The 15,197-nt window shown below is 58.1% G+C and carries 15 protein-coding genes; 7 read left to right on the forward strand and 8 right to left on the reverse strand.

The window, feature by feature from the left end:
- Window positions 1-4: 4 nt before the first annotated feature.
- Window positions 5-940 carry a sugar-binding transcriptional regulator gene (locus JTP94_RS17590; protein ID WP_204851763.1) on the reverse strand — a complete coding sequence of 312 codons (936 nt, stop codon included), beginning with the start codon at window positions 938-940 and terminating at the stop codon, window positions 5-7.
- Between the two features lie 439 nt (window positions 941-1,379).
- On the opposite strand from JTP94_RS17590, the gene JTP94_RS17595 reads away from it, so the two are divergent.
- The 3 genes from JTP94_RS17595 (at window position 1,380) to JTP94_RS17605 (ending at window position 5,140) form a co-directional block, all read left to right on the forward strand.
- The gene (locus JTP94_RS17595; protein ID WP_204851764.1) at window positions 1,380-1,931 is read left to right on the forward strand and encodes a sorbitol dehydrogenase family protein; all 552 of its coding nucleotides are present in this window, start codon (window positions 1,380-1,382) and stop codon (window positions 1,929-1,931) included.
- 147 nt (window positions 1,932-2,078) lie between these two features.
- On the forward strand, window positions 2,079-3,719 hold the full coding sequence (locus tag JTP94_RS17600; RefSeq protein ID WP_204851765.1) for a GMC family oxidoreductase: 1,641 nt from the start codon (window positions 2,079-2,081) through the stop codon (window positions 3,717-3,719).
- A gap of 2 nt (window positions 3,720-3,721) precedes the next feature.
- Complete coding sequence (locus JTP94_RS17605) at window positions 3,722-5,140, forward strand: cytochrome c (protein WP_312038179.1); 1,419 nt, start codon at window positions 3,722-3,724, stop codon at window positions 5,138-5,140.
- Between the two features lie 204 nt (window positions 5,141-5,344).
- Here JTP94_RS17605 and JTP94_RS17610 read toward each other — a convergent pair whose 3' ends face one another.
- From JTP94_RS17610 to JTP94_RS17620, 3 genes are all read right to left on the reverse strand, one after another.
- On the reverse strand, window positions 5,345-5,905 hold the full coding sequence (locus JTP94_RS17610; RefSeq protein ID WP_204851766.1) for a GNAT family N-acetyltransferase: 561 nt from the start codon (window positions 5,903-5,905) through the stop codon (window positions 5,345-5,347).
- A 22-nt stretch (window positions 5,906-5,927) separates the two neighbouring features.
- Complete coding sequence (locus JTP94_RS17615) at window positions 5,928-8,285, reverse strand: Orn/Lys/Arg decarboxylase N-terminal domain-containing protein (protein WP_204851767.1); 2,358 nt, start codon at window positions 8,283-8,285, stop codon at window positions 5,928-5,930.
- A 384-nt stretch (window positions 8,286-8,669) separates the two neighbouring features.
- Window positions 8,670-9,245 carry a TetR/AcrR family transcriptional regulator gene (locus JTP94_RS17620; RefSeq protein WP_204851768.1) on the reverse strand — a complete coding sequence of 192 codons (576 nt, stop codon included), beginning with the start codon at window positions 9,243-9,245 and terminating at the stop codon, window positions 8,670-8,672.
- A gap of 143 nt (window positions 9,246-9,388) precedes the next feature.
- On the opposite strand from JTP94_RS17620, the gene JTP94_RS17625 reads away from it, so the two are divergent.
- From JTP94_RS17625 to bigR, 4 genes are all read left to right on the forward strand, one after another.
- Window positions 9,389-9,751: a DoxX family protein gene (locus JTP94_RS17625; protein WP_204851769.1), complete on the forward strand. Its 363-nt coding sequence runs from the start codon at window positions 9,389-9,391 to the stop codon at window positions 9,749-9,751.
- A 186-nt stretch (window positions 9,752-9,937) separates the two neighbouring features.
- A complete protein-coding gene (locus JTP94_RS17630; protein ID WP_204851770.1) occupies window positions 9,938-10,504 on the forward strand; it encodes a flavodoxin family protein in 567 nt (188 codons plus the stop codon).
- 314 nt (window positions 10,505-10,818) lie between these two features.
- Entirely contained in the window at window positions 10,819-12,114 is a 1,296-nt protein-coding gene (gene blh / locus JTP94_RS17635; RefSeq protein ID WP_204851771.1) for a bifunctional sulfur transferase/dioxygenase Blh, read from the forward strand.
- The gene (gene bigR / locus JTP94_RS17640) at window positions 12,108-12,452 is read left to right on the forward strand and encodes a sulfite-sensing transcriptional repressor BigR (protein ID WP_204851772.1); all 345 of its coding nucleotides are present in this window, start codon (window positions 12,108-12,110) and stop codon (window positions 12,450-12,452) included. The genes blh and bigR overlap by 7 nt, the downstream gene beginning before the upstream one ends.
- A 111-nt stretch (window positions 12,453-12,563) precedes the next feature.
- Here bigR and JTP94_RS17645 read toward each other — a convergent pair whose 3' ends face one another.
- The 4 genes from JTP94_RS17645 to JTP94_RS17660 form a co-directional block, all read right to left on the reverse strand.
- Entirely contained in the window at window positions 12,564-12,935 is a 372-nt protein-coding gene (locus JTP94_RS17645; protein WP_204851773.1) for a response regulator, read from the reverse strand.
- Window positions 12,928-13,980 (reverse strand): HWE histidine kinase domain-containing protein, encoded by a 1,053-nt coding sequence (locus tag JTP94_RS17650; protein WP_204851774.1) that lies wholly within the window; start codon window positions 13,978-13,980, stop codon window positions 12,928-12,930. Before JTP94_RS17650 ends, JTP94_RS17645 begins: the two co-directional genes overlap by 8 nt.
- A gap of 443 nt (window positions 13,981-14,423) precedes the next feature.
- The gene (locus JTP94_RS17655) at window positions 14,424-14,645 is read right to left on the reverse strand and encodes an Sf3a2-prov protein (RefSeq protein ID WP_204851775.1); all 222 of its coding nucleotides are present in this window, start codon (window positions 14,643-14,645) and stop codon (window positions 14,424-14,426) included.
- A gap of 34 nt (window positions 14,646-14,679) precedes the next feature.
- Complete coding sequence (locus JTP94_RS17660; protein ID WP_204851776.1) at window positions 14,680-15,111, reverse strand: hypothetical protein; 432 nt, start codon at window positions 15,109-15,111, stop codon at window positions 14,680-14,682.
- Window positions 15,112-15,197 lie beyond the last annotated feature (86 nt).

Genomic DNA, 15,197 nt, shown 5'->3' on the forward strand with positions numbered 1-15,197 from the left:
TGTTTTACGCGGTCAGCCTCCTTGCGACGCCGGCGTCAGTCACAAGCGTGGTTATCCAATTCCCCTTGAGAACCGCTTTGATGGCGTCGGCCTTTTCCAGGCCGCCGCCGATGCCGATGCGTTCGGGAATTCGCCGAAGCTGGGCAGTGCTCAGGCACAGGCCTGTTTCATCGAGCGGGCTCGGTACGCTCGCGCCATTCTCGTCGATCAAGGTGGCGCAGAGATCGGCACAGACGTTCTTCTTGAGAGCATCGCGTCGCCAGTCATCAGGAAACCCAGAACACAGGCACGACTCCTGCGGTCGCCAGGAGCCGATCCCGACCGCGAGAACGTCGATTTTGTCGTAGCGAGACATGGCACTGGCAATCGACGTTTCATTTCGGAGCCGCGTAATAAGATCGGCGTCGTCAACCCACATGGGACCGAACAGAGGGTATGCAACACCTCCGCTGGCACGCGCGAACCGATGGACCAACTCTGTCGGGTTCTGCGACAGGTCGAGTCCCGCGGGACTCCCTCCCGCCTGAACCACATCTACTTTTGGCAGCTGGGTTAACGCCTTGGCCGTCGACGCAAGAGTGCGGCCCCACGAGATGCCAAGCAACTGCCCATCCAGCAGGGACTCCTCCAGGAAGTCGGCAGCCAACAAGCCCAGAGGCTCGAAGAGTGCGCTCGTCGGCACGTCCGGACCATCCAGAACCAAAGCGGTCTTGAGGCCGAACTTCCGACGCAGCTTTTCGGCCAGCTCGGTGTTGATGTCGCCCTGGTCGTTGATCTCGATCCGGACAATCCCATCGGCCAGCGCGGTGTCCAGCAACCGTGCAACCTTGAATCTTGATATGCCAAGCTCGTCGGCGATCTGAGATTTGGTTTGCTGCTCGATATAGAAGCGTCGGGCGACAAGGGAGGCCTGTAATTTCTGAAGGGGGCGTCGAGGCATTTGAGAAGATCTTCGCTCATTTGTTGCACGAAGCTGACTATTTGACAGATTAGACAATGATCGGCAATGTCGTATTGACTTGGCCTGTGCCGAAGTGCCTGCCTATGGTCGGATCAGACCGCCGCAACCAATTCCTACATAGCGCTATCAATACACAGATTTGACTTGCCAAAATGGGCGCGACGCGGTGCTATCCGCGCTCGACCTTTGTTGGCCAAGCGATGCGCCTTTTCTGACAACGTGACAACGTGACAACGCCGGCGCGGTCGCGCGATTCAACAACTCGACTTGAGTACTACAGTTGATTTTTGCAATTCTGATAAACTGGCTTCGCTGATTGTTGGATTGACTCTATCGTATGCAGTGCATAGATTTCTGTGACATTCCTGACTTGCGCCTGTGTTGAAATGTGACGCAAACTGGTTGACGAGGCATCTTGATGGACATGACTGACCCGTCTCGCGATGACTGTCCTGAGGAATTCAATCTCACACGTCGGAAACTAATGGTGAGTGGCGCCTTGCTTATAGGAGGCGTGTTACTGTCTCCCGAGATTTCGGCTCAAACCCTAGGTGTCGTTGCACCGGAAGTTTCGGCAAACTTCATGGAAGTGTCGTCACTTCTCATTGATCACCATTTGGATGCTGAGGTCGGAGCGCGCATGGCTGCCGCCATGCTGCGGATACATCCGACGATTGAGCAGGATATTGGCGCCATTATCCAAATTGCCAAAAAGAAGAACGCCAAGATCGTCGAGGAATTCTTTGCCGATATTCCGGAAGGGAACCTGAAGGATACGGCCCTGGCCATTATTTCGGCCTGGTATACGGGCGTCGTGGAAAATTCCAGCAACGCGGAGGTCTTCGCCTTCGAGACGGCGCTTATGTACCAGCCGACCCATGACGTCATGACAATCCCGACCTACGCGATATCCGGTCCGAACGGATGGAATGCGGAGGCCCCGGCTCTTAGCGATATGCCGACATTCTGACGCGAGCCGCCCGGTGCGCGAAGGCGCGTTGCGGGCGGTTTTCAAACAAATCGAGCGAGACGCCCTGAAGAGTACTTTGTGATGGGATCGGCTTGCGGCGGGTTTTGACGTGCCTATTCGAGCCTTTGGATAGTTGGAATCGATAAGATGGCAAACGATTTTAGTGCCGACGTCATTGTGGTTGGAACGGGCGTCATAGGCTGCATCGTAGCCGAGCAGGCGCTGGACGCAGGCTTGTCTGTTCTCATGCTGGAAGCCGGCCCTCGCGTGGAGCGCTGGCAGATTGTTGAAAATTATCGCAACGTACCGCCTCGGTTCAAGCAAAATTGGAATGCGCCCTATCCGGCGAAGCCCTGGGCACCGCATATTGAATCAGAATTGGTAGACGCCACGACCGACTACCTGCAGCTGGAAGGGCCGAATGGGCGCGCATACCGGCAGGGTTATGTGCGTTATGCCGGCGGCGCCACGTGGCATTGGGCGGGCATTTGCTGGCGTCTGCATCCCGATGATATGCGGATGAAAAGCCTTTACGGCGTCGGCCGGGACTGGGCGTTCGATTACAACACACTTGAGCCATACTATACCCGAGCCGAATACGCGTTGGGTGTGTGTGGTCCGTCCGAGGTTGAGCTGCAATGGCCGCCATTGCCGCGCTCCAAGCCCTATCCAATGGGCCGTATTCCTTTCGGCCAGGGTGAGCAACGTTTTACAGAGGCTGCGACTCGAGTTGGCATCACCAATCTTCCGGCCCCTCAAGCTCGCAATAGCGGGGTTTCCTACGACGGGCGACCGCCCTGTTGCGGCAACAACAACTGCTTCCCGGTCTGTCCGATCTCGGCGAAATACGATGCGGCATCGGCTCTGCCAAGGATCGAATCAAAGGGCGGCAAGATTCTTGCGAATGCGGTCGTCTACCGGGTGGAGACGGATGCAAAGCAAAACATCCAGGCGGTTCATTTCTTCAATCCCAACAAGGAATCGCAAAGGGTTGTCGGCAGGCTTTTCGCCATTGCCTGCAATGCCATAGAGACGCCGAAACTGCTCCTGATGTCAAAGGACGAGCGCAACCCGAATGGCGTCGCCAATCATTCCGATCAGGTCGGGCGCAATCTGATGGATCAGCCCAAGATCACCGCACAGATGGTGCTTGCAGAACCGATGTGGACGGGCGTAGGCCCCGTGCAGGGCAGCAGCATCATGATGACGGGGCAAGGCGCTTTCCGAAGCGAACACGCCGGTGCCATGCTTCGCTGCGAAAATGCCGCTCTCAGCGCCGTGGGCGGTCAGGCAGCGCTTGCGAAGGGGCTGGTTGGCAAAGCGCTGGACGCAGAGATTCGCAGGCTCTCGGCCTGCACCGCGCGACTAACGATCGAGCACGAGATCCTGTCGGATCCCAATAATCGCCTGACGTTGTCGGATAAGAAGGACTGGCTGGGCCTCAACAAGCCGAACATCTATTATGATGTCGGCGACTATGTTCGCCGCGGCCACCAGGAATACACCCTACCATTGCTGAAGAAATTGATCGCGGAGCTTGGTGCTGTCGAAAGCAACATTGCCACGACCTTTACCAACAGCGACCACATGATGGGGAGCTGCATCATGGGCACCGATCCCACGGACTCAGTCGTCGATGTTGACTGTCGCGCGCACGACCATCCGAACCTTTTTCTGCCGGGCGGCGCGGCGATGACGACGGGCGGATGCGGCAACAGCACCATCACCATGGCGGCTTTGGCCATGAAGGCCTCCGATACCATCGTTGACCAGTTGAAGCGGGGTTGAGCGTGGACACTTTCTACCGGCTCCTCGGCGCTGCAATCTGTTTGATGTCTGCGAGCTCGGCTGCCTTCGCTGCCGGCGATGATGCGCAAGCCGCCTCAGTCAAGCGCGGCGCGTATATCGCCACCGCTTCGGATTGCTCCGCCTGCCACACGGCGCCAGGTGGCAAGCCGTTCGCGGGGGGACTGGCCATCGTGTCCCCGGTGGGCACGATTTTCACGACCAATATCACACCGTCCGCGACTGCAGGTATTGGGCAATATACGGAAGAGCAATTCGCCCGTGCCGTGCGGGCGGGCGTTCGGGCCGATGGTGCGAACCTCTATCCGGCGATGCCGTACACATCATACAACGTGCTGACGGACGCAGATATCCACGACCTTTACACTTACTTTCAGCACGGCGTCGCACCCGTCGACACGGCGCCGACGCGTACCGCACTGCCGTTTCCGATGAATATTCGCCTATCGATGATGGCGTGGAACCTCCTGTTCCTCGGCAGCGGCGATAGCAAGACCGATGCCGCGCAGTCACCCGAGTGGAATCGCGGCAAATATCTGGTTGAAGGGCCGGCGCATTGCAGCACCTGCCATACGCCGCGCGGCTTCCTGATGCAGGAAGTGTCCGCGCACTATCTGGGTGGTGCGCAAGTCGGCCCATGGTATGCACCAAACATCACCTCGGATGCCACTAGCGGTATTGGAAGCTGGAGCAAGGACGAACTGGTTCGCTATCTGGCGACCGGCTCGCTGCCCGGCAAGGCACAGGCTGCGGGCAGTATGGGGGAGGCCGTCGAGCACAGCTTCTCTCACCTCACGCAGGAAGATATCTCGGCGATATCAACCTATATCAAAACCGTGGCGCCGCTGCATGATGCGTCGGATGATCAACCGCGATTTGGCTACGGGAAGCCGTTCTCACAGCTTGCAAGCTTGCGTGGGGCAAACCCAATCCGCTCGGATACGGACGCGCAAGCCAGCGGCGCGGTCCTGTTTTACGGCAATTGTGCTTCCTGCCACCAGGCGTCTGGCCAAGGCAGCAAAGACACCTATTATCCGAGCCTGTTCCACAATTCGGCGACAGGCGGGGCCAATCACAACAATCTGATCGCCACGATTCTGAATGGCGTTAGCCGGACTACCCCCAAGGGTCAGGCCTTCATGCCTGGCTTCGGCGGCAAGGCGAATGACATCAATGCTCTGAATGACAGCCAAGTCGCCACGCTGGCGAATTATGTGATTGATCAGTACGGCCGCCCCGGCACCCCGGTCACCCCTGCCGATGTCGCCCAGGTGCGGGCCGGTGGCCCGGCGTCTTCGCTCCTGCTGCTGGCACGCATTGGCATCGCCGTGGCCGTCGTTGTGGGCTTGGTGATCTTACTGCTGCTTGTTGTTTGGCGACAGCGGCGAGCCAGGATGGCTTAACTGATGCCCAGCGGCTTGCTGCCGATGCAGCCTCGGAGCAATCTCTCCCAGCCAAATTGCCGGTATCGAACTTGCCGAGTTTGAGCCTCCCGAAGATGAAGACCAGCGTTCATTGGCGCTTGCGACAATGCTCGATATCGTCAAGCCGTTCTTGCGCGGTCGTGTCTTGACGTAAACCTATCGCGTGCATCATTCCCGTTCGTTTCAGCGGGTTGAAAGCGCTGGCGGTGGTGGTGCGGCAGTCGTGCCGGAGCCGAGTGAGCGCTGGACCATCACGCTGTCGGCCCAGCGGCCGTAACGATAGGCGACGCCTGGCAATAAACCAACGCGAACGAAGCCGAACCGTTCGTGCAGGGCGAGCGAAGCGACGTTGTCGGCATCAATATAGCCGATCATCTGCCGGAAACCGGCGGCTGCGCAGGCGTCGATCAGCCCGCGCATGAGCAGGCTCCCAACGCCCTGGCCGATATGGTTGTGATGCACATAGATTGAGTGCTTGACCGTGTAACGATAGGCCGGGCGTTTGCGGAACAGCACCACATAGGCATAGCCTACAACGTCTCCGCCTTTGATCGCGACGACATGAGGGAAGCGGCGGTTTTTCAAATTCTTGCGCCGCTCTCGCAGATCGTCCGGTTGCGGCGTGTCGCTATCGTCCACGCCATCCTCGATGCCGCGGCGAATGTGGCGGCGATAGATCGCCAACATGGCATCAACGTCGGTTTCCCGGGACGGGCGAATGACGATTGTTTTGTCCTGCTCCATGACCGACCCTGAATTTCCCAGCCTATTCCGCTACGACATAGGTATAAAGCCGGATGCGGCCAGATGCATCGGTCTCGCGATAGAGCCCTTGAATCTCTACGTCAAATCCGGGGAAGGTGTTGAAGCTGGTCTCAAACATCTTGAGATAGTCGATCATGGGTTGTGCCTTATCCGTCAAGCGTTCGCCCGGCACGATGGTGGCGATGCCCGGAGGATAGACCACGAACGGCGTTGTTGCGATACGGCCCGCAATGGCGTCGATCGGCAGATATTCCACATCATTGCGCACCAGGCAGCGCGCGGCATCATGCGGCGACAGGGCAATCGGGGGCAGGTGGTCAGCGGAGAACTGCTTTGTCTGAAGCGTACTGACATCGGCTTGGCGGAAGAAGTTGTGCATTTCCGCGCAGAGATCGCGCAGCCGTACCCCTGCATAGCGGTTCGGCCGGCGACGATAGAATTCGGGGATTGCCTCCTCCAGCAGCACATTGTCGTCGTGGAGCTTTTTGAAGGCGACGAGGCCGCTGATCAACGTGCCGGCTTTACTGGCCTCCACGCCGGGGGTGAGGAGGAACAGCAGGGAATTGAGGTCGTTCTTCTCCGCCACGATGCGGTTTTCCCGCAGATATTGCGCGACCACAGGCGCTGGAATGCCATGCTCGGCATAGGTACCGTTCGCCCGATCAAAGCCCGGGGTGAGCAGGGTGAGTTTGTTTGGATCGGTCATGGCGAAGCCCGGTTCCATCCCGGAAAAGCCGTGCCACGCCGCATCGGGCGTCAGGTGCCAGAAGGCGGGATTGGTGGCGAGTTGGTCGGTGGTGACGCTTTCCCAGGGCACGTCATGCACCGCGCCGGGACTGGACACATCCGGGATCGCCACCCGGTCCGGTACGAAAGGTTCGAAGAACCAGCGACGATCGGGACGAGGTTCCTTCTCCTCGAACTCGCGCCGCACGGCCCGGATCTTCTTGCGCAGTTCGATGCCGAGGCGGATCGTGTCGTCCCACAACACCACGCCCGAGCGCCCCTTCATCATCTGCGCGCCCACGTCGAGCGAGGCAAACAAGGGATAGAAGGGCGAGGTCGAGGCGTGCTGCATGAAGCTCTCGTTGAACCGCCGATGCTCCACGCGGCGCTTCTGGCCGGAGATATGCCGGTCCTTCATGTGAATCTGGGACGCCTGCGAGAAGCTCGCGAGCTGTTTATGGGTGGATTGCGTGGCGATAATGCCCGGCGCATCGGGGCCAAGATCGGCAAGGCCCATGGCAAAGCGTCCGGCATATAGCGGGTGAAATTTCATGAAGCCCGCCCATGCCTCGTCGAAGAGGATGTAGTCGCACAGATGCCCGATGCGCTTGAGGATCATCTCGGCATTGTGGATCGTGCCGTCATAGGTGCACTGCTCCACCACCGCGACGCGGAACGGACGCGGCTTCTTGTAGGCATCAGGATCTTTTACCAGCGGATGGGTACGGATTCGCTCTCGCAGGGCCTCCTCGTCCAAGGCCGCAAAATCTATCGGACCGATCAGCCCATGGACGTTGCGTTTGGTCGGCAGGTAAACGGGAATGCCGCCGGAGATCATCAGGGCGCCATGATGGGCGGCTTTGTGGTTGTTGCGATCGAACAGCACCAGATCACCGTCGGTCACGAGTGCGGAGAGCGCAACCTTGTTGGAGGTGGAAGTGCCATTCAGTACGAAATAGGTCTTCTCGGCGCCGAAGATCTTGGCTGCCTCCTTCTGTGCAGCAAGTGCCGGCCCCTCGTGGGTCAGCAGGTCGCCGAGGTCGAGCACCGAATTGTCGAGATCGTCGCGGAACACCGCTTCGCCCAGATGCTCCATGAACACCCGACCGATGGGGCTGCGGCTGTAGAACACGCCGCCGTTGTGCCCGGGGCAGGTCCAGAGCTGGTTGCCTTCCTCGGCATAGTCCACCAGCGCGCCGAAAAACGGCGTCTTCAGCGTCTCGGCATATTGCTTGAGCCGGCTGATAAGGTTCTTGGCGATGAAGGCAGGTGTTTCCTCGGAGAGAAAGACATAGCCGTCGATGAAGTCGAGCACCTCCACCGGCACGTCCTCGAAGCGTTTACGGCGGATCAGCAGGATGATCGGGAATTCGAGGCCGCGGCGGCGCATCAAATTGATGAGAGAGGCAGTCTTGCCCTCGAGGCCCTTCTTGCCCCAGTCGACCATCATGCAGCCTATGGCGGCGTCCGTCTGTACGGCTATCTCTGCGTCTTCCAGATTGCGCGCGCGCACAACCTCGAAGCCTGAGCGTTCGATCTCCTCAACGATCTGGTTATAACGGGTTCCTTCCAAATCCTCGTTGTCGAAGGCCGGCGTCGCGAACAAAAAGTTGAAACGTCTGAAATATTCCATTTGGCCACCCGTTCTTGATCCGGCACGAGGTGTCGACGCATTTCATGACATGGTTGTGACAGGGTACCGAATGCCCGAGGGACCCGCACAGAATGGCATTCTGGCATTCATGTAGTGCGATGATGTAATGTCAAGAAAGGTGGATCAGTGGGTAGCCTGGTTGATACACGCCAGCAATGACGGGTCTCCGGTTCGATTTCTTTCAAGAGCGCCTGGCCCGCATGGCTGCAATCGGCCCATTGCAGACAAATTGGATGCGTAACGCGTCAACACGTCAACACCCGGAAAGTTCCTCGACAGAAGCTTCCCGATCAACCGTTTTTCATTCTCGGTAAGCTGACGCCACGCTTCGCGAGCCATTCTTCTCCTCTCTCCCGATTTTCTCTATCGGCTTAGACCTGACACCATCTGCATGATGAGGGTGATCCGGTGAGCACGGAAAGCGGGTCTTATTCTGCCGTGCCGTTCAAGCTGCGCTAAGCCGTGAAGTGCCGCCCAGAAAGTTTCGGTGGCGGTATCCACATCCTGGGAGAACGGCGCGATCACGGTCGCCATGGCTCCGAAACCCTCACGGAGCTGAGTTGGCGTGTCAGACCTGGCGAAGCGCAGACCGGTCGGCAGGACGAACATCGCCTCGTACATCGCAGGCCGGGCGAAAGCGAAATCGAGATAGGCGGTCGCGACGCCTTCCACCAACTCCTTTGGCGTAGACGATGGCTGGATCGCGGCGCGGAGCATCGCTGCCAGCTCGCCGAAGCCTTCAAGTGCGACCGCTCCGACGATCGCATCGCGATTTTGGAAATGAGAATAGAGAACCGGCTGACTGAATTCTATCTCTTCGGCAAGACGCCGGATCGTGACGGAAGCCCAGCCCTCGCGTTCCGCGATAGTCCTCGCAGCAAGGACTATCCGTCGTTCACGCTCCTCCCGTTCCCTGGCCTTGCGTTCGCTGATTCCCACCTTGTGCCTCTATCTTCATTCGCGCGATTTCTCTGGAGCCGAAACTATCAAATAAAGCGGCGATTGACAATCTAGCGACGCTAGAATATATTGCAGCGATATGAAGCGTCGATTGACATAGTGCATCACCGAAGAGAACATCAATGAATCTTCCAATCCAAATCTTCACGGGCGCAACGGTGCTCGATACCATCCTTGTCTGGCTAGCGTCCGGAGCGTTTCTGGTCGGCGCTATCGTCAACGTGAGTGGACACTCGAAAATCCGCGCAGGTTTTGTGCGACTTGGTTTCCCATTCTGGTGGTGCTGGGTAACGTCCGCCCTTGAGCTCGCAACAGCGGTGCTGTTGGTCACAGCCGGCACCCGATACATTGGGGTCGCGTTGGGCACCTGCATCATGCTGGCCGCGATCGCGACCATTATGCGTATCCGGAACTATCGAGAACTCCCGCCGCCTCTCGTGTTCCTATTGCTGCTGATACTGGCCAGTCTCAGCGGCCAGGCCTGAGCATCTCGCGGTAAACAGAGCCATCGGTCCGAGAATCCGCGCGTAGCCGTGCGGATAAAGGTCTCCATCGCCCAGGCGTCGGGTGTCATCCAAACTGCAGTCATCAACCCATCCGGAAGTCGCCGGACGGAGCGATCTCGTCTCCGGACAGCGCAAAGCAACGGCCCAAAGGAGGCCAAAATCACTATGTCAAACACAGTCGTCGTCTATCATTCCGGCTACGGCCACACGCAGCGGATGGCGGAAGCCATCGCGGAAGGTGCGGGCGGAGCGCTTTACGCCATCGACTCCGACGGCAACCTTTCAGATGATGGATGGGCTGCGTTGGACGCCGCTGACGCCATCATCTTCGGATCGCCGACCTATATGGGCGGCCCGAGCTGGCAGTTTAAGAAGTTCGCGGACACCTCCTCGAAGGCCTGGTTTACCAACAAGTGGCAGGACAAAGTCTTCGGGGGATTCACCAACAGCGCGAGTCTGAACGGCGACAAGCTCAACACGCTTGAATACTTCGTTCTTCTGGCTGGACAGCACGGAGGCCTGTGGGTCAGTCTGGGGATAAAGCCAGCGAACGTGAAGGCGTCGAAGCGGGACCACGCAAACAGGATGGGATCGTACATCGCGCCAATGGCCCAGAGCGATGCCGACGCAGCCCCGAGCGAGATGTCTGCCGGCGACCTCGAAACCGCCCTCCTTTACGGCGCACGCGTGGCAGGGGTTGCGCAGCGGTTCGCGTCGACTCAAGTCGCCTGATGCAATGCCCTAACTCCCAGCACTTGAAAGACCGATGAACCTGGCGAGCAGAGCATTGGTCAGCTACTGAAATAGACTTGGCTTTCCGAACTAACAGGGGTCACGACCGGCTCGGTCGTGATCCCACACATGACCTGATTTTGCTATTAATTTCAAATCGTTGTCGGGATTTTCAACGGGGTCAGCGTTCCGAGCCTGTTTACACCGATGCACGGCGGGCAAACGCTTTACGCTGGCTCGGGGCGACGGAGTGGTCTTGTAAATTATCAATATATATTATATGAAATTATATAATGATTGTTTGGAGCGATGTTATGAACCTTGTTAACGTCAGCGACCTGGTGACGGTGTCGGATCAACCAGACCTAACTGCCTTCGCCTCCCTTGTCGGACAGGGGTTTACCGCCGTCATTAACACCAGGCCGGATGGTGAAGAGGCAGGCCAACCGGGCAATGCCTCGGAATTCGCCGCTGCACGATTGGCCGGCCTCGACTATACGTTCGTGCCGGTCACTGGTCCGACCATCACCGAGGCCGATATCCACGCCTTCCAGAAAGCGATAGCCGATGCGAAAGGGCCGGTCCTGGCCCATTGCAAGAGCGGGACACGGGCGCTCACGCTCTACGCGCTCGGTGAGGTGCTCGAGGGGCGGATGAAGAGCGAGGATATCGAACCCTTCGGCAAAGGCCACGGCTTTGACCTGTCCGGCGCGGCAGGCTGGCTTAAGCGGCGGGCCGGGAAAGCGGCGCGCGTCAAGGGTTTCTACGATGCACGCACCGGTAGTATCCAGTACGTCGTCACCGATCCGGCGACGAGGGCCTGCGCCATTATCGATCCTGTACTCGACTTCGACGAGAAGTCCGGCGCGACCGCGACCGTTCATGCCGATGCGATCCTGGACTATGTGCGGGCCGAAGGGCTTACGGTCGAATGGATTTTCGACACTCACCCCCATGCCGACCACTTTTCGGCTGCACACTATCTGAAGCAGAAGACCGAGGCGCCAACCGCGATCGGCTCCCGCGTTGTCGACGTGCAGAAGCTTTGGCAGGACATCTACAACTGGCCGGAGTTGGCCACGGACGGCTCGCAATGGGACAGGCTTTTCGCGGATGGCGACACATTCAGGGTCGGTACCCTTGAAGGCCGCGTGATGTTCTCGCCCGGCCACACACTCGCCTCCGTCACCTACGTCATCGGCGACGCCACCTTCATCCACGATACGATCTTCATGCCAGATTCGGGTACGGCGCGCGCGGATTTTCCAGGCGGCAGCGCCAAGGCTCTTTGGAACTCGATCCAGCGGATTCTGGAGCTTCCCGACGAAACACGGCTCTTTACCGGCCACGATTACCAGCCGGGCGGGCGAAATGCGAAGTGGGAAAGCACGGTGGGCGAACAGAAGCGCGACAACGCGCATTTGTCTGGCATGACGGAAGACCGTTTCGTAGCGCTTCGCGAAGCGCGAGACCGGACGTTGCCGATGCCAAAGCTGATCCTCCATGCGCTTCAGGTGAATATTCGCGGCGGTCGGTTGCCGGAGCCCGAGGATAACGGTCGGCGCTACCTCAAATTCCCGCTTGACGCACTGGAGGCGCGCGCATGGTGACGGGAATCGAAAAATCGGCGCCTGCCGCTTTGCCGCCTGAGGAGATGGCAAGCCGGGCAGGCGAGGTCGCGACACTCTTGAAGACGCTGGCACATCCCGGGCGGCTGACGCTCGCCTGCGCGCTCGCCGAAGGCGAATATTCTGTTAGCGCGCTGGAGGAGAAGCTTGGCATCCATCAGCCAACACTCTCCCAGCAACTCGGCGTGCTGCGTGAGGCTGGCGTCGTCGAAACACGCCGGGAGGCCAAGCAGATCTTCTATCGTCTGACGGAAGAGAAGGCGGCACGACTCATCCAAGCGCTCTACGCTATTTTCTGCGGTCCGGAGGGGCGGAGATGATGCCTTACCTGCCCTCATTTTTCGGTGGGATGCTGCTCGGTGCCAGTGTCATCTTCACCGGTCGCGTTCTCTTGGCGAGATGTATCCACATTTGGCGGCGCAAGCGGACCATTATTTTGCACGGCCTAGAAGGTTCGTGAAGATCTCGACCAGTTCCTTGTCCATAAACGGCTTTTTCAAAACGGGCCGGTCGCGATAACCATCCCTGATGTCGTCACCGCTGTAGCCGGTTGAGAAGGCGAACGGCACACCGTGCGTGGCGAGCGCATCGGCGACGAGATAAGTCATATTGCCGTTCAAGTTCATATCCAGCATGGCGGCATCGAAAACTTGAGATTCAATCAGAGCGATGGCCTGGTTGACCGTGGCGGCGCTGCTCACTGACGCACATCCAAGGTCCGCCAGCATGTCTTCGATCATGATGAGGACCAGCATTTCATCCTCGACAACGAGCACACGCCGACCAGAAAGCAATTTATCCATCAAGAACACCACTCGACACAGGAAAATTGATCGTGCAGACGACGCCTTCCGTCTGATAGTCGAGATCAACCGTGCCCTCCAGTTCATGAGCCAGGCCGCGTTCGATCACGCGTGAGCCGAATCCTTTCCGTGAGGGAGGTGCCACGGCAGGGCCATCCTTCTCCCGCCAGCGCAAGAGAAGACGCTTGCCTTCCGGCGACGGCTCAACCGTCCATGAAATCAGCACCGAGCCTGCCTTGTTGGAAAATGCGCCGTATTTCACGGCATTGGTCGCAAGTTCGTGGAACGCGATGCCGAGGGCAAGGGCAACCTTCGGTGAGACACGGATATTCGTGCCCGTGATGACAAAGTGCTCTGAGCGCCCATTTCCGATCCCAAACGGCTCCAGGGCCGCTTTGACCAGATCGAGCAACCCCGCACCCTCCCAACTTTCCCGGGTCAATAGGTCATGAGACCGCGACAGGGCAAAGAGCCGTGGCTCGATGGAATCCCGGATCACCTCAATGTCGGACGCATTTCGCAGGGCCTGCCAGACGATCGACTGTACCGTCGCAAGCGTATTCTTGACGCGATGGTTCAGCTCGTCGATCAGCATGCGGGACTGGGCTTGCTCGCGCTTATGATCGGTGAGGTCGACAAAGGAGGCGAAGTGCTGCACGATAACGCCGCTTTCGTTTCGAACCGGGCTGACAAGGACCGCCGACCAGAACACGCTGCCATTCTTGCGGCGATAGGAGATTTCCGAACCGCCGATTGTGCCCGCGAATGCGGCTTCGATGCGTGCCAGTGAATCTGGATCGGTGCCGCGCGCCATTAGAAAGTTGAAGCTTTGTCCAAGCACCTCTTTCCGAGTGTAGCCGGTCAAATCGAGAAAGGCGTCATTGACAAAGATGATTGGATTGTCAGGTTCTTTCGCGTCCGTAAAAACCATTGCCATTCGCGTCGTTTCAGCAGCGACGACGAAAGGGCCAAGGTCTCTGCGGAAGCCGTCGACCTCGGCTTCGGCGACTTTTTGATTATCAGATTTGGCGATTATGTCTGGCATACGCTGACCTCGTCCCGTGGTTTGGCGGGCCGCAGCCAGTCAATTTTATCGTATACTGTGTGAAGCTTCACCACCAGCGAACATTTATCCGCGCCGCAAGGTCATCCTTAGTACCAACGCCCCCGGCCGAACCAGCCGCCGCCGCCGATCAGTAGAACTACAATAACGATAATGAGAAGTGTGGTGGTGTCCATGTACGTCTCCTGGGGAGCACCTGATCATCTCCATCGCGCTTACCTGCACGGTGCGTTGTTCTTTATGGCACTCCAACTTAACTTAACGTTCAGAACCGAATTTGGTTCAATTCGACGGCATATTTATTGATATGATATCGGCGAGATCAGCCGATCGGGTTTCTGCTGCGATCGGTGATATTGCAGTGGCATCAAGTCGGGTGAAGCCAAAGATTTCGATGTTTGGAACTTGAGCCAGTTTGCGGGCACTTACCGTCCCGGCGGCTTATCGCTGCATCTGACTTTCTGGGCGTCTAGTTGTCCGTGTTCAAACGACTTGGCAGCGTGGCTGCCTTCGGGATAGGGGTTGCCTTCTGCCGGGTTCTTCTGTTTGCCGGCTTTTGCGCCGCGATCATAGGCGCCGGTATCCCGTTTGGCGGCTTGCTTCGCATCCGTTGCGCTCAAGACCGATGATTCCTCATGCTTTGCCATGGGTTTATCCTTCTCCATTGCGGGTAGGCCTTCTCTACTGCTGAGCAGGCGCCGTTGCAGGCGACATTGACGTTGCCGGTGGCTGTGTCGTGGTCCTCTGGGCAGCCGGAACTCTAGATTCCTTCACACTCGTGTAAGGCGAGTTTGCATAAGGCCAAAAGTTCCACGCCAGCGCTGCGGCAGCAACAACCGCAAATATAGCGATCGACAGCCCAAAAGAAGAGCGGCGTGCATATGGCGTAGTTCTGAGATCTAGATTTGGTTTATTCGAATTAGTGTTCATATAAATTTCCTCCATATTGGAAAACTCTTTACTGCGGCAAAAGTTCCAGTTGCAGAAGTAGTAAGAAATACTTCTGAACGCGCTGGCGGTGGTCCGCTCAAACAGGTCTCGACCATTTCTGTATTGCCGTTTGTCCCGCATGTAGCCCACCGCAGCATCGTCGATGTTCTGCTTCGAAGCCACCAAACGCTTGAGGGTCGGAGCACCGCTCCATATTCGCATCTGAAGATGAGGAGGATGAGCGGGAAGGGCCAAAGCGGCGCATCGGC

The sequence above is a fragment of the Martinezella lusitana genome (genome assembly GCF_016901135.1).
Taxonomy (GTDB): Bacteria; Pseudomonadota; Alphaproteobacteria; order Rhizobiales; family Rhizobiaceae; genus Rhizobium; species Rhizobium lusitanum_D.